The 21176-nt window shown below is 59.4% G+C and carries 22 protein-coding genes, 1 tRNA gene, 1 pseudogene and 1 riboswitch; of the genes and pseudogenes, 8 read left to right on the top strand and 16 right to left on the bottom strand.

The window, feature by feature from the left end; translation table 11 throughout:
• Positions 1 to 68 precede the first annotated feature (68 nt).
• Positions 69 to 1220, bottom strand: coding sequence for a D-alanyl-D-alanine carboxypeptidase family protein (locus tag ASG68_RS21445; protein ID WP_062580848.1), 1152 nt, complete (start codon positions 1218 to 1220; stop codon positions 69 to 71).
• A 64-nt stretch (positions 1221 to 1284) separates the two neighbouring features.
• Positions 1285 to 2316: a septal ring lytic transglycosylase RlpA family protein gene (locus ASG68_RS21440; RefSeq protein WP_062580846.1), complete on the bottom strand. Its 1032-nt coding sequence runs from the start codon at positions 2314 to 2316 to the stop codon at positions 1285 to 1287.
• Between the two features lie 511 nt (positions 2317 to 2827).
• Here ASG68_RS21440 and ASG68_RS21435 point away from each other — a divergent pair.
• Positions 2828 to 2917: transfer RNA gene (locus tag ASG68_RS21435), tRNA-Ser, on the top strand.
• A gap of 177 nt (positions 2918 to 3094) precedes the next feature.
• Here the strand turns inward: ASG68_RS21435 and ASG68_RS31565 are convergent.
• A pseudogene (locus ASG68_RS31565) lies at positions 3095 to 3309 on the bottom strand (IS3 family transposase); the annotation flags it as partial.
• Positions 3310 to 3438: 129 nt separating this feature from the next.
• Between ASG68_RS31565 and ASG68_RS31560 the strand changes: the two are divergent.
• The 3 genes from ASG68_RS31560 to ASG68_RS32900 all read left to right on the top strand — a co-directional run bounded on the left by ASG68_RS31560 (position 3439) and on the right by ASG68_RS32900 (position 4380).
• On the top strand, positions 3439 to 3597 hold the full coding sequence (locus ASG68_RS31560; RefSeq protein ID WP_156373754.1) for a hypothetical protein: 159 nt from the start codon (positions 3439 to 3441) through the stop codon (positions 3595 to 3597).
• 104 nt (positions 3598 to 3701) lie between these two features.
• Complete coding sequence (locus tag ASG68_RS33090; protein WP_062580845.1) at positions 3702 to 3959, top strand: tetratricopeptide repeat protein; 258 nt, start codon at positions 3702 to 3704, stop codon at positions 3957 to 3959.
• 202 nt (positions 3960 to 4161) lie between these two features.
• Positions 4162 to 4380, top strand: coding sequence for a hypothetical protein (locus tag ASG68_RS32900; RefSeq protein ID WP_062580843.1), 219 nt, complete (start codon positions 4162 to 4164; stop codon positions 4378 to 4380).
• A 127-nt stretch (positions 4381 to 4507) separates the two neighbouring features.
• Here ASG68_RS32900 and ASG68_RS21425 read toward each other — a convergent pair whose 3' ends face one another.
• From ASG68_RS21425 to ASG68_RS21410, 4 genes are all read right to left on the bottom strand, one after another.
• Positions 4508 to 4903, bottom strand: coding sequence for a VOC family protein (locus ASG68_RS21425; RefSeq protein ID WP_062580841.1), 396 nt, complete (start codon positions 4901 to 4903; stop codon positions 4508 to 4510).
• Positions 4904 to 4954: 51 nt separating this feature from the next.
• A complete protein-coding gene (locus tag ASG68_RS21420) occupies positions 4955 to 5950 on the bottom strand; it encodes a L,D-transpeptidase family protein (protein ID WP_062610093.1) in 996 nt (331 codons plus the stop codon).
• 207 nt (positions 5951 to 6157) lie between these two features.
• Complete coding sequence (locus ASG68_RS21415; protein WP_062580839.1) at positions 6158 to 6853, bottom strand: L,D-transpeptidase; 696 nt, start codon at positions 6851 to 6853, stop codon at positions 6158 to 6160.
• Positions 6854 to 7083: 230 nt separating this feature from the next.
• Positions 7084 to 7500 (bottom strand): nuclear transport factor 2 family protein, encoded by a 417-nt coding sequence (locus tag ASG68_RS21410; protein WP_062580837.1) that lies wholly within the window; start codon positions 7498 to 7500, stop codon positions 7084 to 7086.
• A 231-nt stretch (positions 7501 to 7731) separates the two neighbouring features.
• Between ASG68_RS21410 and ASG68_RS21405 the strand changes: the two genes are divergently transcribed.
• Complete coding sequence (locus ASG68_RS21405; protein ID WP_062580835.1) at positions 7732 to 8124, top strand: hypothetical protein; 393 nt, start codon at positions 7732 to 7734, stop codon at positions 8122 to 8124.
• Between the two features lie 52 nt (positions 8125 to 8176).
• Here the strand turns inward: ASG68_RS21405 and ASG68_RS21400 are convergent, their stop codons facing one another.
• Both ASG68_RS21400 and ASG68_RS21395 read right to left on the bottom strand, forming a co-directional pair.
• Positions 8177 to 9160: a copper chaperone PCu(A)C gene (locus ASG68_RS21400; RefSeq protein WP_062580833.1), complete on the bottom strand. Its 984-nt coding sequence runs from the start codon at positions 9158 to 9160 to the stop codon at positions 8177 to 8179.
• 88 nt (positions 9161 to 9248) lie between these two features.
• Positions 9249 to 9644: a DUF2946 family protein gene (locus tag ASG68_RS21395; RefSeq protein WP_156373753.1), complete on the bottom strand. Its 396-nt coding sequence runs from the start codon at positions 9642 to 9644 to the stop codon at positions 9249 to 9251.
• Positions 9645 to 9802: 158 nt separating this feature from the next.
• Positions 9803 to 9890, top strand: a riboswitch (glycine riboswitch).
• Positions 9891 to 10032: 142 nt separating this feature from the next.
• Between ASG68_RS21395 and gcvT the strand changes: the two genes are divergently transcribed.
• The 3 genes from gcvT to gcvP are packed head-to-tail and all read left to right on the top strand — an operon-like array spanning position 10033 to position 14420.
• Positions 10033 to 11172 carry a glycine cleavage system aminomethyltransferase GcvT gene (gene gcvT, locus ASG68_RS21390; RefSeq protein WP_062580958.1) on the top strand — a complete coding sequence of 380 codons (1140 nt, stop codon included), beginning with the start codon at positions 10033 to 10035 and terminating at the stop codon, positions 11170 to 11172.
• A 15-nt stretch (positions 11173 to 11187) separates the two neighbouring features.
• Positions 11188 to 11550: a glycine cleavage system protein GcvH gene (gene gcvH, locus ASG68_RS21385; protein ID WP_062580828.1), complete on the top strand. Its 363-nt coding sequence runs from the start codon at positions 11188 to 11190 to the stop codon at positions 11548 to 11550.
• On the top strand, positions 11550 to 14420 hold the full coding sequence (gene gcvP, locus ASG68_RS21380; protein ID WP_062610085.1) for an aminomethyl-transferring glycine dehydrogenase: 2871 nt from the start codon (positions 11550 to 11552) through the stop codon (positions 14418 to 14420). The genes gcvH and gcvP overlap by 1 nt, the downstream gene beginning before the upstream one ends.
• Before the next feature lie 57 nt (positions 14421 to 14477).
• Here gcvP and ASG68_RS21375 read toward each other — a convergent pair whose 3' ends face one another.
• The 7 genes from ASG68_RS21375 to sufC all read right to left on the bottom strand — a co-directional run bounded on the left by ASG68_RS21375 (position 14478) and on the right by sufC (position 21088).
• Entirely contained in the window at positions 14478 to 14903 is a 426-nt protein-coding gene (locus ASG68_RS21375; RefSeq protein WP_062580823.1) for a response regulator, read from the bottom strand.
• A 22-nt stretch (positions 14904 to 14925) separates the two neighbouring features.
• Positions 14926 to 16791, bottom strand: coding sequence for a PAS domain S-box protein (locus ASG68_RS21370; protein WP_062580821.1), 1866 nt, complete (start codon positions 16789 to 16791; stop codon positions 14926 to 14928).
• 122 nt (positions 16792 to 16913) lie between these two features.
• On the bottom strand, positions 16914 to 17306 hold the full coding sequence (sufA, locus tag ASG68_RS21365; RefSeq protein WP_062580819.1) for a Fe-S cluster assembly scaffold SufA: 393 nt from the start codon (positions 17304 to 17306) through the stop codon (positions 16914 to 16916).
• A 90-nt stretch (positions 17307 to 17396) separates the two neighbouring features.
• Positions 17397 to 17777: an SUF system Fe-S cluster assembly protein gene (locus tag ASG68_RS21360; protein ID WP_062580956.1), complete on the bottom strand. Its 381-nt coding sequence runs from the start codon at positions 17775 to 17777 to the stop codon at positions 17397 to 17399.
• Between the two features lie 13 nt (positions 17778 to 17790).
• Positions 17791 to 19032, bottom strand: coding sequence for a cysteine desulfurase (locus ASG68_RS21355; protein ID WP_062580817.1), 1242 nt, complete (start codon positions 19030 to 19032; stop codon positions 17791 to 17793).
• A 13-nt stretch (positions 19033 to 19045) separates the two neighbouring features.
• On the bottom strand, positions 19046 to 20320 hold the full coding sequence (sufD, locus tag ASG68_RS21350; protein WP_062580815.1) for a Fe-S cluster assembly protein SufD: 1275 nt from the start codon (positions 20318 to 20320) through the stop codon (positions 19046 to 19048).
• Between the two features lie 12 nt (positions 20321 to 20332).
• A complete protein-coding gene (gene sufC, locus ASG68_RS21345; protein ID WP_062580813.1) occupies positions 20333 to 21088 on the bottom strand; it encodes a Fe-S cluster assembly ATPase SufC in 756 nt (251 codons plus the stop codon).
• Positions 21089 to 21176: the final 88 nt, after the last annotated feature.

Raw genomic sequence — 21176 nt, 5'->3', positions numbered from 1 at the left:
GCTACCTTCTTATAGATTCTGTTTAGCGGATTGTGGTTTCCAGCGAAACCGTCCGCCTCGCTCTTTCCTCAGAGCCAGAAGAACAGCAACTCCTGCAATGCATCGAGCGCGCGGCTGCTCAGCGAGCCCTGCCCCACCGATTGCGCCGTTTCGACCGGAACCTCGCGCAACAGCCGCTCACCGCTCCAGATCTTCAGGGTGCCTGCGGCTTTGCCCGCCTCGACCGGCATGGGCAGCGGCCAGCGATAAACGACCCGCGCCGTCAGGCGGTCCGGATTGTTGACGGGAACCAGAACATCGACAGGTTCACTCGTCACCAACGGCACGTGTGAGGATTCGCCACCATAGACGCTGGCATCGCCGACCGATTCGCCACGTTCGAAAAGCCGCTTCTTTTCAAAGGCAGTCATCGCCCAGTCGAGAATTCTCCGGGTTTCCTCCAGCCGCTCCTTGTCGCTGGCAAGACCGCCCAATGCGAGGAAAACCCGTCTTCCATCCCGCTGCATCGTCGCGACCATCGCGTAGCCGTACCCCTCGGCAAAGCCGGCGGCAAAACCGTCGACGCCGATATTGGCCGCGACCAGCGGATTGCGGTTGCGCTGGCGGATTTTGTTCCACTCGAATTCCGCCTGTGCATAATAAGGAAAAAAGTCCGGATAGATCGTCTGGATGTGCCGCGCGAGTTGCGCGAGATCTCGCATGGTCATGACATTCTTGGGGTCCGGCAGTCCGGTAGCGTTGTTGAACACGGAGCCAGCCAGTCCCAGCTCCTTCGCGCGCTCGGTCATGCGCTGGGCAAAGGCGGCTTCGCTTCCGGCGATGCCTTCCGCCAGAACGATGCAGGCGTCATTGGCCAGTTGCACAGTGACACCCTGGATGAGATCGACAACCCGAGGGCTCGATTTCAGCGCTGCGAACATGGTGGATGTGCCTGATGGCGCGCCCCCGGTTCTCCAGGCGTATTCGGAAACCGGAAAGGCGGTGTCGAGCGCCAGTTCCTTCCTGGCGATCGCATCGAAGACGACCTCCATCGTCATCAACTTGGCAAGGGATGCCGGCGGTACGGGAGTATTTTCGTCCTTGGCGAACAGCACAGTGCCGGTCTCGGCATCGACCAGGTAGACCTGTTTTGCCTTTGTCTCGAAGACCTGGGCCTGCGCCGACAAAGGCATGCAGAGGGCAGCAACAAGAATGAGAAACGAAACCAGCCGTGCGCGCATTCAAAACTCCGGTGTCATTCGGCCATAGCAGCCGGTTCCCCCGGGATCAATCCGTATGCGCGGCTCAGCGTGCCGCGCCCTGGCGTTTTGCGTATGCGAGAATGGACTTGGGTGTCAGCGGGTTCTGGTCCACCAGAATGGCGTCGAACGCCGTTTCGGAATCGCTGACACGTGCTTCTACATAGGCTGCCGCATAGGCCATGTTGCCGTCCGGCAGCGGGATATATTCCGGACGCTCGCGCGGGATCGGGCCGATTTCGGGAAGCATGGCGAAGGCGTCGAGCGCAGCCGAGGCGGCCGATGGCGTTTCCGTTTCGGCGAGAGCCGTCACCGGGACGCCCGTTTCCATGTTAGACTTGGCCGGAATGGTCAGCGTGCCGAGATTGCCGACCTGCTTGTTCAACGGCTCGTTGGATGCAACCATCACGCCCGTTGCGATCTGGCCTTCAGGGAAGGCATTCGGGCTACGGTCGCCCTTCTTCACATACGAAGCCATCAGATACGGCATGTCGTTACCTTCGAGCGGTGCCTTGCCGATGTACTGGACACGGACTTTGGCGCTGCCCTTGCGCTTCATGTCGAGGAAATCGGCTGTCTTCGAGGAAACGTCGATGATGCGGCCGTATTCATAGGGACCGCGATCGTTGACGCGCACGACAACCGAGGAGCCGTTCTCCAGATTGGTGACGCGGGCATAGCTCGGTAGCGGGAATGTCGGATGGGCAGCTGAGAGATGGTACTTGTCATAGACTTCGCCGTTGGCCGTCAGGCGGCCGTGAAAGGCGGAACCATACCAGGACGACATGCCGGTCTTGTTGTAGCCGAAGTCTTCCTTCGGCTGATACCACTTGCCCTTGACCTGATAGGCCTTGCCGACTTGGTAGCGGCCGCCGCCCTTCGGAATGTTCTTGCCGTCGGCGACGCGCGGACTGGCTTTCACGCCGTAGACTGACTCGGGGAAATATTCCTTGCTGCGAGGCTTGCTCTTACTGATGCTTCCCGTACTGCCGCACGCCGTCAGGGCAACGCAAAACATCGGAATAGCCGCAAAGCGCATTCCCTTGAGGACCAAAGCCGCAGTCTTGTTGGAAGTCATGTGCCCCACATCGCCATTCGTAAAAGCCGTACTCGGAACTTTCCTGCGCGTTGCCCCCGCGAAAGAACCGGCGTCACGAAACGTAACAGTTGATTAAACATGACAACAACGTGGCGAAATTGCGAATGGTTAACGCGCGACGGCGATAACAATTGAATTTATGGTTTACAAAGAGTTAATGCATGAGTTGATCCGTTTTTATCACAGGACACTGTATCTCTGTAATCAGGATCAATGTTCCGGCTGTGCCAGATCGACACTCCGCACGTTGCAACTGTATAGCCATTGGCTGGATCTGTATCTAAACTTGATACACAAGGGAATGAGCCGGTTACTCCTGAAAACCGGAAAGGAATTTCCTCAGCAGCATTTCTGGTTGCGCCGCTGCTTGCCCCTAAATGATACATCGATTCCGACGTCAGGTAACCGGTTGACGTCCGTGATCCGCAGGCTATAAAGCGTGCGTCGTCGGATCGGTTTCAACACCATATCTCGATCCGAACAGCCAGATGGAAGAGTGTCCGAGTGGTTTAAGGAACCGGTCTTGAAAACCGGCGTGCGGGAGACCGTACCGTGGGTTCGAATCCCACCTCTTCCGCCATCTATCAACAAAATCAATAATTTATCGGGTATTTTTCCTGTATGTCATGACCCGAATTCCTGCCTTTGGATGATGGATTATCACCATTTAGGTTTTGCTTTCGACCATAAGTAGAGGCTGTTTCCTACAAGCGCGCTGTAAGTTAATGAAAGCCCGAGTTTCGTAGACACCCTCGGGTTAGATTTTCTGCTGCTTCTCGAACTCAACGGACGACAGCATTCCGTTCCTGACGTGTTTCCGTTTTGGGTTGTAGAACATCTCGATGTAATCGAATACGTCCCGACGTGCTTCACGCTTGAGCGGTAGACCCTGTGACGTATCCTCTCTCGCTTTAGAAGATTGAAGAAGCTCTCGGCCACCGCATTGTCATGGCAGTTGCCGCGTCGGCTCATCCCTTGCCCGGCAGGCGATACAAGGTATCGCTGAGAGGGGAGTGAACCAGATTGTGGTGCTTGAGGAACGAGGCCCTGAACCGCCCCTGGTTTGCCGGAGGCCGCAACTTCTGAGAAAGTGGAGCCACTATGAGCAAGACAACAAACAAGTTTTCACGCGAAGTCCGTGAGCGTGAGATCCGCAGGAAAGAAGGCGTCTACAAATCTGGGAGCTATTTAGCTGTGCATTTCCTGATCGGCTTGGCGCACTCGAAACGTAGGGCAGACCAGGATGCTATTTTCATCTGAAAAGGGCGACACAGATTTCCGACTGCAACTATGACGCTCACTACAATCTGGGAATTGTAAGTTTCAGGCAGAGACGACTTGCTGAGGCTGAGCATTGCTTCAAGATGGCAATCTTTCACCGTCCTAAGAGTTTTGCATTGTATCATTATCGACTGGGTGCGACGCAAAAGCACCTTCGCAAATTTGACGATGCCGTAAAGGCTCTTTTGGATGCGATAAATTTGGATCCGGAAATGTACGCTGCGCACAAGCACCTGAGCGAGATTTGTCGAAAGCTATCCGAGTTGGACCTTGCTGAACATCATTGGCTTCAATATGAAAAATTGGCGCCATCAGTACCAACTGGGCAAGTCGATGGCTGATTGATTCGCAAATCGCTTCGCGTGAGCGATTTCCATGCCCATCAAGGCTCTGATGCGGATTTTCGATCTTGAAAAACCGTGATATGCTCGTGTTCGAACCCACCGTATCGCTTGCGCGGCCCTCTCGCCGCAGTTCGTCGCGCTGCGCATCGGTTTTTGATGTTCGAGTTCCCCCAAATAAGCGCGGTAAAGGAGAAGGCAAATGCATTACAGCGTGCAGTTTTTCACCTGGACCCCGAAACTGGGTGTCCACCAAGTCGGCTCGGTGATTGAGATTGACGCCGTGAACCCAAAGATCGCCGCGATATCCCTGCTCGGCCTGCGGTTGGATGAAACCGGCGCAGCCAAGAAACTCGCCGTGCGCGTTTGGAGTGAACCCGACGACAGCAAGGCTGACTGCGCGTGTTTCTACTATCATTGACGCGATCATCTGCGAAGGATTGCCTTCATCTACGCCGGATGAGTCCGCCTGCCGAAAGGTGGCTGCGTGATTGACACCAGATGACGGGGCGATCCGGCCAATACAGTTCGCCCGACCGCTCATCCAATCAGTCCGCTGGTGGCCGCTGGTCGTTGATCTCGATCCAGTAAAGATCGGGATCCTGCACATAGACCTGCCGGAAGCCGAGGCGATGCACGCCGATCTTGCCGGGATTGCCGGGCCAGTCGGTGAATGTGACGCCGAGCCCGGTCAGATGTGCGACGAAGGCATCGAAATCGGCGGTCGAAACCGCAACATGCGTATCCTTGGTCACATGCGTCGCGCCGAAATCGCCCTGGATCAGATGAATGGCGTCGCCGCCGCCGATATCCAGCCATTGCACGCCGGGGCTGCCCTCGCGCGGGATCGGCACGAAACCCATGACGTCCCGGTAGAACGCGACGCTGCGCTCGACATCGCGCACCAAAAGCGCGAAATGATCGAGACCGAACCTGAAGCCCATGATGTCCTCCCCTGGCGTCCGGCTGAAAATGATGAAAGCGGATACTACTCTTTACCGGCCGGAGAAGGGATCGGCCAGAGCCGCATCGGGGCGGCTGATTGGATATTTGGTGCCGGAAATGCTGGCTGCCAGGCGCTTGGCGCCCTGCGTCTTCAACAGCGCCCGAAAACTCGGATGCATGCCGCCGTCGGAATAGGCGGTCATTGCGCTGCTTGCCGGGATCGACGCAGTCAGCGCGGTATCGAGCTTGCGCTCCTCGACCTCGACCTGCGCCATCGCCTGCGGCTCGAGCTGCGTGCTGACATCAGGGCATGCCGCCAGCGGATCGGCCGGCTCGCCGCCGTCGAATTCGCGGTTGAAGACATAGCGGCCGCTGCAGACAGATACCTTCGGCTGTCGATGCGTCAGGTTGAAAGCGTCATGGCCTTCCTTCAGCGTGCGCCAGAAAGACATGTTCGGATTGCCGCGATGCTCGGCCATGTTCTGAGCGGTCATGCGGAAGGGATAGGCCTGCACCTGGAACCGGTCCTGTCCGCTCGAAAGCGCCTTGGCCACGATCGCATAGATTTCGCCGACGCCCTGGTCGGTCATGGCATAGCAGCCGGACGATGAGCAGGCGCCATGCACCATCAGCGCCTCGCCGGTATAGCCGAGTGCCGATTCCAGCTTGTTGGGATAGCCGAGATTGAAGGAGACGTAGAATTGCGAGTTCGGGTTCAGCATGCCCGACGAGACATGGTAGAAACCTTCCGGGGCGTGTCGGTCGCCGACCTTCTTCTTCGGCCCGAGTTCGCCGGACCAACGGCAGATCGGATAGGTCTTCAAAAGCGCATATTGGCCGGACTTGTTGACCTTCCAGACTTCCAGCTGGCTCTCCTGCTTGAAGATGCGCACCAGAACCGGGCTCTCCGGCTTCATGCCCTTCTTCGACATCTCGGCGATGATCTTGCCGGACAGCTTCGGCGGTTCCTCGGAGAGATCATCGAGCCCGTTGCAACCGGCCAGCACCACCCCGACAGCGAGCACGGCGGCAGCCCGCGCCAGCATGCGGCGGGCGGACAGGAGGCGCGGCGCGGCGCGGCCAAGGGAAGAGAGTGAGACCATGAAAGCGTCTATCGCGTGCAATCGTGCCAAAGTTTTGTCAAACGGTTCAAATCGGAACATGATTCGAGCCGCCAACCGCAGAATCATCAATCGCGGTTAGCAGCCGGTTAATCACGAATCCGATCAGACCAGATCCGGCCTGCGCGAGCCTTACTGCCGCACCACAATCCGCGCCTTGTCAGGCACCCGACGATAGAGGTCAATGACATCCTGGTTCATCAGGCGCACACAGCCGGACGAAACCGCCTTGCCGATCGATTGCCATTCCGGATTGCCATGCAGGCGGTAGAGCGTGTCCTCGCCATTCTGGAAAATGTAAAGCGCGCGGGCACCCAGCGGGTTCTTCAGGCCCGGCTCCATGCCGCCGTTCTCGATCGAATATTGCGCCAGACTCGGCTGGCGTGCCACCATTTCGTTCGGCGGCTTCCAGCGTGGCCAGGCCTGACGCCAGTGGATGACGCCGTCGCCCTGCCAAGCAAAGCCCTCGCGGCCGATACCGACGCCATAGCGCATCGCCGTGCCGCCGGGCTCGACCACATAGAGGAACCGCGCCGGCGTATCGACGACCACGGTCCCCGGTGCTTCGCCTGTCGGGTCATAGACGCGCTGACGATAGAACTGCGGATCGATCTCCTGATAGGGGATCGGCGGGATCAGGAAACCGCCATCCTCTACCGGCCCGTACATCACCTGCAGTTCGGCGTCGGACGGCGGTCCGACCGGCCGGGTAACCCGCACCGGTGCCGGTGTCGGGCGTCTCTGCATCGATGTACTGCATCCGGCGAGCGTGCCTGCCGCCAGCAAGCCGATAAAGCCGCGGCGGGAAAAACTGGAGTCAATCGTCATAAGGTCCGGCAATCCGCGTTGAATATCATACCCTTCCCTTGGAAGATGTCCGGCACGCGCTTGAAGCCAAGCAAAATGCAGGTATCACCGGCCCCGGGAATCGAAGGCGTGCTAGTCTTATGACGGGAATTGCCGCGGTTTCCAACGCCTTCCCGACCATAGCAGCCACCATCGCGGTCACCATATCGTGAAGCATGTAGCAAACGGTGTGCACCGCGACGATTTCACCTTCAGGATTGGACCAGACCGATTGTCTCCGCGATCAGGAGCGTATCGACGAACTCGGTCAGGTCGACGATTTGCCCATCCTTGAAGGTGAAGCGATCGATATATTCCGTCTCCATTTCCCGTCCCGTCGGCGTGTGGCGCAATTGCCCCGCCCGGTGCGCCAGCACCGTGTCCCCGTCCACATAGAGACGTGCCGTCTTCATCCGGCTCATGTCCCACTCGGAAATCAGTGTCGTAACAACGGCATCCAGCGCGGCCGGCTCGCAGACCCGTGGCACGTTTTCGGCGAGCTTGCCGCTGCAGACAATGCCGAAGCTGAAATCAGGGCCGGCGAAGGACAAAACACCATCTTTGTCGTTGCCCTCCCGAACGTCATAGAACCTGTTGACGATGTCTTCGAGTGTTTTCCTGTCCGTCATGCTCCCCTCCCTCTGGTTGCAGCGAGTTTGCACATATTTCAGTAAGGACGCAAGTAAAACGGTTGTGGCGGAAACGCATGGCGCCGTTAAAATTGTCGGCACCATCCATGCCTCGCGGTCGATAAGATTCGACTTAAATACAAGCGCCGGATTTCACCCAAGGGAAATTTTCGTAAGCTAAAACAAGGCGATCGCTATTTTCAAAGGAGTACCCTGCAAGGGTAGATCGCCATGACCCTGGTCGTCACCATGTCAGCCACCACGGCAGCTTATGCGGCACAGGCCGTCAAGCCATCCGCGCGCGTCAGTGGCGATGGTCCGACCGACGAGGCGATCACGCTCCTGTCCGCGCGCCCGAAGGACGATGCGGTCAACACCCATGCCGCCGTGGCAGCGCTCCGCAGCCCGACATCCTTGTCGCTCATGCTGATGAATTCACAAGGCCGTCTGCCCCAGGGAACGCCCTATGAGGCCGTCCGGCGGTATCAGGAATTCGAACTGGACGAACCTGAATCGACTGGCGATAGTCCGGAACAAGGCGCGGATGAAGACGAAAAGAGGGACGATGACCAGCCCGACTGGATCCCGCGTCTGCCGTCAAGAGACGACACAATAAGCGACTGAACGACAACGCAATCTACGCTGCCGCCCTCCGTTAAAACATTCTTGATAGCAATCAATTGTGCTTGTGCGTGCCGGCAGCATTGCCAACCGGAAGCACGACATCAACCTTGCCGGCCTTCTCGAAGGTCAGCGTCACTGGAATGCCGTCGCCCTCCTTGAACGGCTTGGCGACATTCATGAACATCAGATGCAGCCCGCCGCTCTTCAGTTCGACCGTCCCGCCAGCGGGGATGGCGATGCCTGATTCCAGCTTGCGCATCTTCATCACATCGTTCCGCATGGTCATCTCATGCAATTCGACACGGCCAGCCGCCGGGCTTTCCACGGTAAGCAGCGTGTCGTCCTCGCCGCCCTCATTCTTGATGGTAAAGCCACCGCCGCCGACCTTGGCCCCCGGCAGCATGGCCTTGATGGAGCCACCGGAAATTTCGAGAGAACCAGCCTTCACCGGCGCATCGCTGGCCACCGACATGCCGGCCATCGCCGCCATGTCGTGATGATCGTGTCCTGCCGACACCGCCGGCGTCACGGTGATCGTCGGGGCCGGATGCTCAAGCGAATGCGGGTTCTGCCCCTCGGCCGCAATCTCATCCCAGACGACCTTATCCGACGCGCCGCACAACTGGGTCACGGGAAAGGCAAGCTGCGTTTCCTTGCCGAAGCCCGAAACCTTCCCGGTGATCACGAACGTGTCATAATAGTCATCCGAGAGGTTGCCGTTCTTCCAGCGGATTTCCAGCGGACCGGACGTAACCGCCTTGCCGTGATTATCATAGCTTTTCTGGTAGTCGCCCTTGATGATCTCGAGTTCCCAACCGGCCTTCGGCTGCGGCTTGGCGAAAACGAAGCCTTCCGGCAGCTTCACCTGGACTTCGGTGGTCGCCTTGCCGCCGCAGCCATGCGGGATCTGCAGGATCGCCTTGAAATTGCTCTCGGATGCGGCCGTGTCCTGTTCGAAGGATGAATGGGCGTGCGCTGTCGTGATGCCGGCGAGCGAGAATGCAAGGGCGAGGAATGTGGTCTTGGTCTGTTTCATGGATCGTCTCCTGACCGGTTGAGACCCCTGCTATGGGAAAGCCGGTCGTTCTTGTCTGAAAATAAGGCAATCGCCGAAGCGAGAAAGATCAGACGAAGACAGGCGGAGCGCGCGATTGAGGCAGGGAGCGCGGATACGCGACAAAGAGCAGCCGGAAATCCGGCCGCGCCGCGATCACTGACGGGGATCGCAGTATCAGATAGCCGTCATCCGGGGGGAGCGGAAGAAGGACAGCGGATGCCAGCCGGCAATAGTCGCAGATGGGTGCCGAGCCATCTTTAACCGGTGAGTGGGCCGCGTTATCGACACCGTCCATACCGAAGCAGATGTCGCCGATCGATCCGTCCGGCAGCACGTACTCGGCAGCCACGGCCGGCGTGATCCGCCGCGCAAACGCCGGCTGATGGGCAAAGGACAGAAGCAGCAGCGCCAGTGCCAGAAGCACGCGCACTGTCATTCGCACCTGTCGCCCGGCTCTCGCCATCCGTAATCTCCGTATCGAGAATTGCGTTACCCGCTTGTCGGAGAAAAAGCAAAGAGCCAGATGTCGCAGGACGGCGGCCTGAGCCAAGCCACGACAAAAATCTGTTCGGGCGCGACATTTTACTCTTGCCAACATATCGGGATCGCCGTTATCTGAGGCCGATCTTGTTGGGAGAATCCGGTTTGCGCCGGTGCCGAAGGAGCAACCGCCCCGGAAACTCTCAGGCCCATGGACCAGCAAGGTGCCGGTAGGACTCTGGAGAGAAGCATTTCCGCTCGCCGAAGGGATAACAATCTCAGGCAAAGGGACAGAGGGGGCTCGAGGAAACGACGCACGAGATGCGCCGTGGAGATGAGCCGGCGCGTTGCGCCAGACCTGGAGGCCGGATTTGGACGATCATTCCCCTTTGAAACAGACACCGCTGCACGCGCTGCATCTGTCGCTCGGTGCCCGCATGGTGCCGTTTGCCGGCTACGACATGCCGGTGCAATATCCCGCCGGCGTCATGAAGGAGCACCTGCATACCCGTGCCGCCGCCGGTCTGTTCGATGTCTCCCATATGGGTCAGATCATCCTCAAGCCGAAGTCCGGTCGCATCGAGGATGCGGCGCTGGCGCTGGAAACGCTGGTGCCGGTCGATGTGCTCGGCCTTGCCGAAGGCCGCCAGCGCTACGGGCTCTTCACCAATGATGCCGGCGGTATTCTCGACGACCTGATGATCGCCAATCGCGGCGATCACCTGTTCCTCGTCGTCAACGCATCCTGCAAGGACGCCGACTTCGCGCATTTACAGAAGCATCTGGGCGATACCTGTGACCTGACGTTGCTCGACGACCGGGCATTGATCGCGCTGCAGGGGCCACATGCCGTCGCTGTTCTCGCCGAACTCTGGGCCGACATCGCCACCATGCGCTTCATGGACGTGGCGGAAGCCGAACTGCACGACGTGCCCTGCATCATCTCGCGTTCGGGCTATACTGGCGAGGACGGATTTGAAATCTCCATTCCTTCGGCTTCTGCAGAAGATGTAACCCGCCGCATCCTCGAACATCCCGATGTCATGCCGATCGGCCTTGGAGCGCGCGATTCGCTACGTCTCGAAGCCGGGCTGTGTCTCTACGGGAACGACATCGACACCGGAACGACACCGGTTGAAGCCGCTTTCGAATGGGCGATGCAGAAGGCCCGGCGCACCGGTGGCGCCCGCCCGGGCGGCTTCCCCGGCGCCGAAACCATTCTCGGTCAGTTTGCCGACGGCGCCAGCCGCCGTCGTGTCGGCTTGAAGCCGGATGGCAAGGCGCCGGTACGTGCCGGCGCGGCGCTCTTCGCCGACGCTGAAGGCAAGACACCGATCGGTGCCGTAACCTCTGGCGGGTTTGGCCCAAGCGCCGATCATCCCGTCGCCATGGGTTATGTCGATATCGCCCATACCACCAACGGCACACAGATTTTCGCAGAAGTGCGCGGCAAGTACCTGCCGATGACTGTCGCCGCCCTACCCTTCATCACACCGACCTACAAACGCTGACCTGGAGCTGAACCCATGCTGAAATTTACCGACGAACACGAGTGGCTGAAAATCGAAGGTGACGTTGCGACGGTCGGCATCACCGCGCACGCGGCCGAACAGCTTGGCGATCTCGTTTTCGTTGAACTTCCCGAAGCCGGCACGGCCCTCGACAAGGGTGCGACAGCCGCAACCGTCGAATCCGTCAAGGCGGCCTCGGATGTCTATTGTCCACTCGATGGCGAAATCGTCGAATCCAACCAGGCGATCGTCGACGACCCGTCGCTGGTCAACAGCGATCCGCAGGGCGCCGGCTGGTTCTTCAAGCTGAAACTCTCGGATCCGTCCGCTGCCAACGCGCTTCTGGACGAGGCCGCCTACAAGGAGCTGATCGCCTGATGAGCATGCCGAAGGACTTCACCTTTACCGACTACAAGCCGTATGACTTCGCCAACCGGCGGCATATCGGTCCCTCGCCTGACGAGATGACCGCGATGCTGAAAGTCATCGGTTACAGCAGTCTCGATGCGATGATCGACGACACCGTGCCGCCGTCGATCCGCCAGAAGGAGCCGCTCGCCTGGGGCGTTGCGATGACCGAGCGCGAAGCACTCGACAAGATGCGCGAGACGGCCAACCGTAACAAGAAACTCGTCTCGCTCATTGGCCAAGGCTATTATGGCACGATCACGCCACCGGTCATCCAGCGTAACATTCTGGAAAACCCGGCCTGGTATACGGCCTACACACCCTATCAGCCCGAGATCAGCCAAGGCCGTCTCGAGGCGCTGCTCAACTACCAGACCATGGTCTGCGACCTGACCGGCCTCGATGTCGCCAATGCGTCGCTGCTCGATGAAGCGACCGCTGCGGCCGAGGCCATGGCGATGGCCGAGCGCGTCTCGAAGTCCAAGGCGAACGCCTTCTTCGTCGACGAAAATTGCCATCCGCAGACGATCGCCCTGTTGAAGACGCGCGCAGAACCGCTGGGTTGGTCGATCATCGTCGGCAATCCCTTCACCGATCTCGATCCCGTCGATGTCTTCGGCGCGATCTTCCAGTATCCGGGCACGTATGGCCACGTTCACGATTTCAGCGGGCTGATCGCCCGGCTGCACCAGACCGGTGCGATTGCGACCATGGCCGCCGATCCGCTTGCCTTGGCCCTGCTGAAGTCGCCGGGCGAAATGGGCGCCGATATCGCCATCGGCTGCACCCAACGCTTCGGCGTTCCCGTTGGCTACGGTGGCCCGCATGCCGCCTATATGGCGGTCAAGGATGCATACAAGCGCTCCATGCCCGGTCGCCTCGTCGGCGTGTCCGTCGATGCGCGCGGCAACCGTGCCTACCGTCTATCGCTGCAGACCCGCGAACAGCATATCCGCCGCGAAAAGGCGACATCGAACATCTGCACCGCGCAGGTGCTGCTCGCCGTCATGGCTTCGATGTATGCCGTTTTCCACGGTCCCAAGGGCATCAAGGCGATCGCCCAGAGCGTCCATCAGAAAGCCGTTCTGCTGGCCCTCGGGCTGGAAAAGCTCGGCTACACGGTCGAGCCCGACGTCTTCTTCGATACGATCACCGTCGATGTCGGCAAGCTGCAGGGCATTATCCTGAAGACGGCCGTTGCGGAAGAAGTCAACCTGCGCCGCATCGGCACCACGAAGATCGGCATCAGCCTCGACGAGCGCTCGCGCCCGGTTACACTGGAAGCCGTCTGGCGTGCCTTTGGCGGCGACTTCAAGGTCGAGGATTTCGAGGCGGGTTACCGTCTGCCCGGATCCCTGCTGCGCACCAGCGAATATCTGACGCATCCGATCTTCCACATGAACCGCGCGGAAAGCGAAATGACCCGCTATATCCGCCGGCTGTCGGATCGGGACCTCGCGCTCGATCGCTCGATGATCCCGCTCGGTTCCTGCACGATGAAGCTCAATGCGACGGCGGAAATGTTGCCGATCACCTGGCCGGAATTTTCAGAGATCCATCCCTTCGTGCCGGCGGACCAGGCGGAAGGTTACCGGCACATGATCACCGATCTCAGCGAGAAGCTCTGCCAGATCACCGGCTATGATGCCGTCTCGATGCAGCCGAACTCCGGTGCGCAGGGTGAATATGCCGGATTGCTGACGATCCGCGCCTACCATCTCGCCAATGGCGACACCCATCGTGACGTCTGCCTGATCCCGACTTCCGCGCACGGCACCAATCCGGCATCGGCCCAGATGGCCGGCATGAAGGTTGTCGTCGTCAAGGTCTCGGACAATGGCGATATCGACATGAACGATTTCCGCGCCAAGGTGGAAAGTCACGGGGCCAACCTCTCCTGCTGCATGATCACCTATCCCTCGACCCATGGCGTGTTCGAGGAGAATGTTCGCGAAGTCTGCGAGATCGTCCATCAGCATGGTGGTCAGGTCTATATGGACGGCGCCAATATGAACGCCATGGTCGGCCTCGCCCGCCCCGGCGATATCGGCGGCGATGTCAGCCATCTCAACCTGCACAAGACCTTCTGCATTCCGCATGGCGGCGGCGGTCCTGGCATGGGGCCGATCGGCGTCAAGGCGCATCTCGCCCCGCACCTTCCGAGCCATCCGGAAATCCCGGAGCTCGGCGGCACGGGTGCGGTATCGGCTGCCCCGTTCGGCTCGGCCTCGATCCTGCCGATCTCCTGGAGCTACTGCCTGATGATGGGTGGCGAAGGGCTGACGCAGGCGACGAAGGTGGCGATCCTCAACGCCAACTATATCGCCGCCCGACTGAAGGGCGCCTATGACGTGCTCTACAAGTCCGCCAAAGGCCGTGTCGCGCATGAATGCATCATCGACACTCGCCCGCTGGTCGACAGCGCCGGCGTCACCGTCGATGACGTCGCCAAGCGTCTCATCGACTGCGGGTTCCACGCCCCGACCATGAGCTGGCCGGTAGCCGGCACGCTGATGATCGAGCCGACGGAATCGGAGACCAAGGCCGAACTCGACCGTTTCTGCGACGCCATGCTGGCGATCCGCGCGGAAGCGCAGGCGATCGAGGACGGCACCATGGACCGGACGAACAATCCGCTGAAGAACGCACCCCACACGGTCGAGGACCTCGTCGGCGAATGGGATCGTCCCTATACCCGCGAACAGGCCTGCTACCCGCCGGGCGCCTTCCGGGTCGACAAGTATTGGTCGCCGGTCAACCGGGTCGACAATGTCTTCGGGGACCGCAACCTGGTCTGCACCTGCCCGCCACTTGAGGACTATGCCGAGGCGGCGGAATAAGGATCATGGTCAAGGGGCGCTTCTGGCGCCCCTTTTCACTTGCCGCGCAGAGCAACGTCAGACAGATTTGTATTCGTAAGGCTGCACGGCGACATCAAGCCAGAAGCGCGTGAACCCTTCTGCAAATGTCCTGTAACCACTGACCGATGACGGTTTCAGCGTGTAGGCATTCGCGCCGGACGCATAGGACGTAAAGACATCGGTCGGGTTCATGGACGAGGTCAGCATGATCACCGGCAAGACCGCAGTCTTGGCGTCGCTACGAATCCGCCGCAGCAGATCGATGCCGTTCATACCCGGCATGTTGATATCCAACAGCACGTAGTCGAACGTCTCGCCTGCCAGCCGCACAGAGGCAACGTCGGAATCCGAGACGTGGGTTATTTCCAGAGCTCTTCCGACATCGGCAAATGCACGCATGACAAAATGCGCGTCAATCAAATCGTCATCGACGACCAGCAGTTTCTTTACCCGGTTGCCCAATCGCCTCTGGCTTTCTGGTGGATCAACTCATCTCCGGAAGGGTCAGAATGAAACGTGCACCCTCCGAGAATGTCGTGTCAAGTTCGATCGAGCCATTGTGGCTTTCGGCAATCCGTTTTGCCAGGGCAAGGCCGATGCCTGTGCCCTGATAGACCGTTTCATCGCGATGAAGGCGTTGAAACACATCGAAAATCTTCTTCGCGAAGCGTGGATCAACACCGATGCCATTGTCCTGAAAATAGATGAGGATTTTCCCGTCATTCTTCTCGCTGTAGATACGGATGACGGGTTTGACGTCTTCCTTGCGATACTTGATGGCATTGCCAATCAGGTTCTGGCACAGGCGCTTCAAAAGCTCGGGATCGCCCTTCACCTGCGGCAGCGAATCAAACTCGAACCGGGCACCGGCTTCACGCACGAACGTCCCGAGAATGAGGATCGCGTCGGAGATGACATCGGCCATGGAAACCGTTTGCCAGTTGCCGATCTGATCGGCGATCTGCGCATATTCGAGCAGACTGTCGATCAACAGGCCCATCCGCCGCGCACTCTGGCGCAGATGCCGGGCATAGCTCGGCAACTCCTCCAGACTGCCGTTGGCTACATCGTCGCTCATCATTTCGGAGAACATAGACATGTGGCGTAGCGGCGCCTTCAGGTCATGTGAGACGGTGCCGGTAAACTGATTTAGAGCCTCGTTCTTGCGTTGCAGTTCCGCACTTTGCTGCGCGATTCGCGCCTGCTGCTGTTTCAGTTCGGTAATGTCGCGCCCGACCGTGATATACTCGACAAGCTTGCCGCCATCGAACACGGCCATGTTCGACCAGAATATCCAGAAGTCGCTGCCATCCGCCAGCACACGGTGTTGCTCGCGCGAAACCATCGGCGCATCCGGCGTGAGGCTGCGGAGAACCGAGGTCACTCTCTCCCGATCCTTCTCCGGCACCAGGTCGAGGATCGGCTTTCCGACAAGATCATCGGCAGAAATTCCAACGAACGCGGCGTAGCGATCGTTGGCGAAGGTTATGCGAAAATCGCCGGAGATGCGGGTGATGAAATCGGGAATATTCTGAACCAGCGTGTAGTATTCGAGCCTCTGACGGTCACGCGCCAGTTCCGCTTCCTTCAACTCTGTGACGTCGATGCGCAGGGCAACGGTATTTCCATCCCCGGTCCTCAGGTTTTCCACCCGGAGCCAACGTCCGCCACCATAGGGGAAAACAACGGCCTTGCCGGTCGGATTGCGAAAATCATACATCCTGCTCGCAATCCACTCGTCAGCCGCCTCGGACCCGACAGGCGCGAGCGGATAATGGCCAGCTTCGTAGACAGCCGTCATGATATCCTGCGCGGTCATGCCGACATGCAGAAGCGGACCGGCCGGCCCACAAACCTTTCGGTATGCGTCATTGTAAACGATGAGGCGCTCGTTGCGATCGAAAATCGCAAAGCCTTCCGGAATGGCTTGAAGCGCCGTGTTCAGAATGCCATCGGATTTGCGCCGTTCCTCGTCCAGGTGAAGATAATCCGAGATATCGTGCACGACGCCGATGAAGCCCTGCATCGACGAATCGTCGCCACTGACCGGTGTCACCCGCAGGCGTGCGGAGAACTCGGACCCGTCCCTACGCCGATACCGATAGACACCATCGGCAAAATCCTCGCCGGCACTTATATTCGAACCGCGGCTCAGGCACGCATCGTAATCATCCTCAGTCGCATAGAGAAGGCGCGCCGGACTGTTGACGATCTCGTTCGCCGGGTAACCGAATTGTTGCGAGGCGGCAGGATTGACGGCGCGGATCACCCGGTCGGAATCGACGATGACAACAGGATCGGGAAAACTGTCGTAGAGGGCCTGGATGAAATGTTTCTGGGCAATCGGCATCGGTGCAAGTCCAAGTTGTCGCCAACAGTTTCAAGCAGCGCATAAGAACAGAAAAAGAGACCGGCGGGAACCGGTCTATTTCTGGATTTCATTCAGTGATTTGCCGTTTTAGAGCTACTCGATCAACCGACGCGAACCACCGCATCGCCCTTGGCGGCAAGCGCTGCCAGATCGGCGGGTTTCAGCTCGACGGATTCGCCGCAGCCGCAGGCTGATGTCTGGTTCGGATTGTTGAAGGTAAAGCCGGAGCGCAACGTCGTCACTTCGAAGTCCATGCGCGTTCCCAGAAGGTAAAGCACGGCTTCGGGCGCAACCCAGACTTTGGCGCCATCATGCTCGACCAGATCATCCTTGGGATTGGCAGCCGTCACCATGTCGATGGCATATTCCATGCCGGCGCAGCCGCCCTTCTTGATCGACACGCGAATACCCTGGGCATCTCCACCGGCATTCTCGACGATCGCCTTGACGCGGCCGGCTGCCGCATCGCTCAAACTCATCACTGCAAAGCCCATCGGCCATTCTCCTTGTCGCCACCAGGTTCAAGGCCTGATGCGTTCCGAGTCCCGAATGTAATGTGCACCGGTTAAGGGATCAATATGAGATCAATACCAGCCGACGGCGACCTGTGCTTCTTCCGACATGCGGTCGGGCGTCCACGGCGGATCGAAGGTCATCGACACTTCGACACCGGACACGCCTTCCACGGCGCCGACGGCATTTTCGACCCAACCTGGCATTTCGCCCGCGACCGGGCAGCCGGGAGCCGTCAGCGTCATGGCGATCTTCACCATACGATCATCTTCGATGTCGATCTTGTAGATCAGGCCGAGTTCGAAGATATCGGCCGGGATTTCCGGATCATAGACCGTCTTCAGCGCGGCGATGACATCGTCGCTCAGGCGCGCCAGTTCATCGGCCGGAATGGCGGAGTGAACGAGGCCTTCGCGGACATCGATCTTGTCTTCGGTCGTATCAAGGCTCATCGGCTTCATGTCCTTACGCAAAGAATTTGCGGGCTTGCTCAAGTGCATCCACCAGCACATCCACTTCGGCCCGCGTATTGTAGAGGCCGAAGGATGCACGGCATGTGGAGGTCACGCCGAACCGTTTCAAGAGCGGTTGGGCGCAATGGGTCCCCGCCCGCACGGCCACGCCGGCCCGGTCGATCACCATCGAGACGTCATGGGCGTGAATGCCTTCGAGTTCGAAGGAGAATATACCACCTTTGCCGGGCGCCGTCCCGATCACGCGCAAGGAGTTGACCGATGACAGCCGTTGATGAGCATAGGCCGCCAGATCCGCCTCGTGCGCAGCGATTGCAGCGCGGCCGATGCCATCCATGTAGTCGAGCGCATAGCCGAGCCCGATCGCCTGCACGATCGGCGGCGTGCCGGCCTCGAAACGGTGCGGCGGATCGTTGTAGGTGACCTTGTCCTCGGTCACCTCGAAGATCATCTCGCCGCCGCCCATGAACGGCCGCATCTCCTTCAGGCGATCGGTCTTGCCATAGAGCACGCCAATACCGGAGGGACCGTATAGCTTGTGGCCGGTCATGACATACCAGTCGCAATCGATATCCTGGACATCGATGGGCATGTGAACCGCGCCCTGGCTGCCGTCGACAAGCACCGGAATGCCGCGCTCATGGGCAATCCGGCAGATTTCCTTGACCGGAACCACCGTTCCGAGCGCATTCGACATGTGGGTGATGGCGACCAGCCTGGTCCTGTCCGTCAGGCACTTGACGAAATCATCGAGATGGAACGCACCCTGATCGTCGACCGGCGCCCAGACCAGCTTAGCTCCCTGCCGTTCGCGGATGAAATGCCAAGGCACGATGTTGGAATGATGCTCCATGATCGAGATGACGATCTCGTCGCCATCGCCGATCTTCGGCATGCCGTAGCCATAGGCCACCGTATTAATCGCCTCGGTCGAGGACTTGGTGAAAATGATATTGTCGACCGACGGAGCGTTCAGGAAGCGGCGCACCTTTTCGCGCGCACCTTCATAGGCATCCGTCGCGGCATTGGAAAGAAAATGCAGGCCGCGATGGACGTTGGCATATTCGTTGGAATAGGCATGGGCAACGGCGTCGATCACCACCTGCGGCTTCTGGGCCGAGGCGCCGTTGTCGAGATAGACGAGCGGTTTGCCATAGACGCTGCGCGACAGGATCGGGAAATCCTTGCGTATGGCTTCGACATCATAGGCCGGGACCGGCACCGTATGTTCCATGTCAATGTTCCAATCAGGCGTGCTTTTCGAGCCAAACGGAGATGATCGTTTCCAGCGTCTCGATCAGGCCTTCATCTTCAAGCTCCTCGACGATCTCATCGACAAAGGCATTGACCAGCATGGCACGCGCCTTGTTTTCCGGAATGCCGCGAGCCCTGAGGTAATACAGATGCGTCGGGTTGATATCGATGACGGTGGCGCCATGGCCGCACTGGACGTCGTCGGCGAAGATTTCTAGTTCGGGCTTCGCTGAGAAATCGGCGTCGTCGGATAGAAGCAGCGTGTTGCACGCCATCTTCGCATCGGTCTTCTGCGCATCCGGGGCAACCCGGATCTGTCCCTGGAACACGCCTTTGGCGCGATCGAACAGGACGTTACGGATCACTTCCGTCGACGTCGTGTTCGGCACGTCGTGGCCGAGCGTGAAGGTGATATCGGTGTGCGTTTCGCCGCCGAGCAGGTTGATGCCGCGCAGCTTGAAATCCGCGCCCTCGCCCGTCGTCACGCCGTGGATTTCCTGGCGCACCAGCTTGCCGCCAGCGTTGATGACGAAGAGACGCAGCTTGGCATTCGTGCCGAGGTCGAAATTGACCTGGGCGAGATGGCTGTCGCTGGCACCCTGCTGCTGCAGGATGATCCAGGTAATATCGGCGTTGTCATCAAGGATGAGATCGCTGACAACCGTGACGAGGCTGGCGGCATCGCTGACGGAAAGATGGCGCTCGATGACGGTCGCCTTGGTACTGGCACCGAAGGTGACAGGAAAACGCGAATGGTTCTGGCCGGCGCTCTGCACCAGTTGCAGTTCCAGCGGCTGTTCCAGCACAGTGCCTTCCGGCACTTCGATCTCGAAACCGTCACGCACGAGGCTGCCATTGATCCGGCCGATCGCGTCTTCCGCATCGCGCGCGATCAGATCGGCAGCTGCGACGCCATCGATCAGGCTTTCCGCGTAGGTGCGGACGTTGACGGTCGCCGGCAGGCCCTTGGCGTCGGCCTTGCCGTTGAGGACGGCGAGCACGGCAGAGCCCGGAACCAGCGGATCGACCCGTTCGGCGAAGGCCGTCGGTTCAAGCGCTGGAACGCTGCGCAGAAGAGCGCGCAGGTCTGTGTAGTGCCAGCTTTCCAACCGGCGCGTCGGCAGCCCCTGCGTCCTCAGATCGGCCAGTAGCGCGTCGCGCGCCGGCAGGACGGCACCCTCGCCCGGCAGATCGCCGATGGCCGCGGTATAGGCATCGACAAGGGCCGTTTCGGCGGCCGTCATCGTGATTGCCGTTTGCATGTTCATCCCCTGTACTCCTCAGGCCGCCGCGTCGATAATATCGGCATAGCCATTGGCTTCGAGATCGAGTGCCAGCGACTTGTCGCCAGACTTGATGATCTGGCCCTTGTACAGCACATGCACGCTGTCCGGCACGATGTATTCCAAGAGGCGCTGATAGTGCGTGATGACGATGACGGCACGATCGGGCGAACGCAGCGCATTGACGCCGTCGGAAACGATCTTCAGCGCATCGATATCGAGGCCGCTATCCGTTTCGTCGAGAACGCACAGCTTCGGCTCCAGCAGCGCCATCTGCAGGATTTCGGCGCGCTTCTTTTCGCCGCCCGAAAAACCGACATTCAGCGGACGCTTGAGCATGTCGGGATTGATCTGCAGCTTGGCCGACGCTTCCTTGACGCGGCGGATGAAGTCCGGCGTCGACAGCTCGTCCTCGCCGCGATACTTGCGCTGCTCGTTGAGTGCCACCTTGAGGAACTGCATGGTCGCGACGCCCGGGATTTCGACCGGATACTGGAAGGCAAGGAAGATGCCCTTGGCGGCGCGCTCGGACGGATCGAGTTCGAGGATGCTCTCGCCGTTATAGAGGATGTCGCCTTCGGTCACCTCGTAGTCTTCGCGGCCCGACAGGATATAGGACAGCGTCGACTTGCCGGAGCCATTCGGCCCCATGATGGCAGCGACTTCACCAGCCTTTACGGTCAGGTTCAGGCCACGGATGATCTCGGTGCCGTCTTCGGCGATGCGGGCATGAAGGTTCTTGATTTCAAGCATCTTTGTTATTCCTAGTAATCTCTTGCATTTGGTCCAGGAGTGCGCCGTACGTTGCCTTTAGATTCCGCTCGGCTTTTCGATATCCCTG

Origin of the sequence: Rhizobium sp. Leaf453, from assembly GCF_001425605.1 — a bacterium.
In the GTDB taxonomy this organism is placed as follows: domain Bacteria; phylum Pseudomonadota; class Alphaproteobacteria; order Rhizobiales; family Rhizobiaceae; genus Pararhizobium.
Note: the sequence above shows the minus strand (reverse complement) of the source record. Positions and strands in the feature narration are given on the sequence as shown.

Excerpts from the sequence above, each read along its gene's own strand:
- ASG68_RS21445 (WP_062580848.1), bottom strand. The coding sequence starts at position 1,220 with ATGCGCGCACGGCTGGTTTCGTTTCTCATTCTTGTTGCTGCCCTCTGC.
- gcvP (WP_062610085.1), top strand. The coding sequence starts at position 11,550 with ATGAGCATGCCGAAGGACTTCACCTTTACCGACTACAAGCCGTATGAC.
- sufA (WP_062580819.1), bottom strand. The coding sequence starts at position 17,306 with ATGGGCTTTGCAGTGATGAGTTTGAGCGATGCGGCAGCCGGCCGCGTC.
- ASG68_RS21405 (WP_062580835.1), top strand. The coding sequence starts at position 7,732 with ATGACCCTGGTCGTCACCATGTCAGCCACCACGGCAGCTTATGCGGCA.
- sufC (WP_062580813.1), bottom strand. The coding sequence starts at position 21,088 with ATGCTTGAAATCAAGAACCTTCATGCCCGCATCGCCGAAGACGGCACC.
- ASG68_RS33090 (WP_062580845.1), top strand. The coding sequence starts at position 3,702 with ATGGCAATCTTTCACCGTCCTAAGAGTTTTGCATTGTATCATTATCGA.
- ASG68_RS21425 (WP_062580841.1), bottom strand. The coding sequence starts at position 4,903 with ATGGGCTTCAGGTTCGGTCTCGATCATTTCGCGCTTTTGGTGCGCGAT.
- ASG68_RS21410 (WP_062580837.1), bottom strand. The coding sequence starts at position 7,500 with ATGACGGACAGGAAAACACTCGAAGACATCGTCAACAGGTTCTATGAC.
- ASG68_RS32900 (WP_062580843.1), top strand. The coding sequence starts at position 4,162 with ATGCATTACAGCGTGCAGTTTTTCACCTGGACCCCGAAACTGGGTGTC.
- ASG68_RS21440 (WP_062580846.1), bottom strand. The coding sequence starts at position 2,316 with ATGACTTCCAACAAGACTGCGGCTTTGGTCCTCAAGGGAATGCGCTTT.
- gcvH (WP_062580828.1), top strand. The coding sequence starts at position 11,188 with ATGCTGAAATTTACCGACGAACACGAGTGGCTGAAAATCGAAGGTGAC.
- ASG68_RS21360 (WP_062580956.1), bottom strand. The coding sequence starts at position 17,777 with ATGAGCCTTGATACGACCGAAGACAAGATCGATGTCCGCGAAGGCCTC.
- ASG68_RS21355 (WP_062580817.1), bottom strand. The coding sequence starts at position 19,032 with ATGGAACATACGGTGCCGGTCCCGGCCTATGATGTCGAAGCCATACGC.
- ASG68_RS31560 (WP_156373754.1), top strand. The coding sequence starts at position 3,439 with ATGAGCAAGACAACAAACAAGTTTTCACGCGAAGTCCGTGAGCGTGAG.
- ASG68_RS21420 (WP_062610093.1), bottom strand. The coding sequence starts at position 5,950 with ATGCTGGCGCGGGCTGCCGCCGTGCTCGCTGTCGGGGTGGTGCTGGCC.
- ASG68_RS21370 (WP_062580821.1), bottom strand. The coding sequence starts at position 16,791 with ATGCCGATTGCCCAGAAACATTTCATCCAGGCCCTCTACGACAGTTTT.
- ASG68_RS21395 (WP_156373753.1), bottom strand. The coding sequence starts at position 9,644 with ATGGCGAGAGCCGGGCGACAGGTGCGAATGACAGTGCGCGTGCTTCTG.
- sufD (WP_062580815.1), bottom strand. The coding sequence starts at position 20,320 with ATGAACATGCAAACGGCAATCACGATGACGGCCGCCGAAACGGCCCTT.
- ASG68_RS21400 (WP_062580833.1), bottom strand. The coding sequence starts at position 9,160 with ATGAAACAGACCAAGACCACATTCCTCGCCCTTGCATTCTCGCTCGCC.
- ASG68_RS21415 (WP_062580839.1), bottom strand. The coding sequence starts at position 6,853 with ATGACGATTGACTCCAGTTTTTCCCGCCGCGGCTTTATCGGCTTGCTG.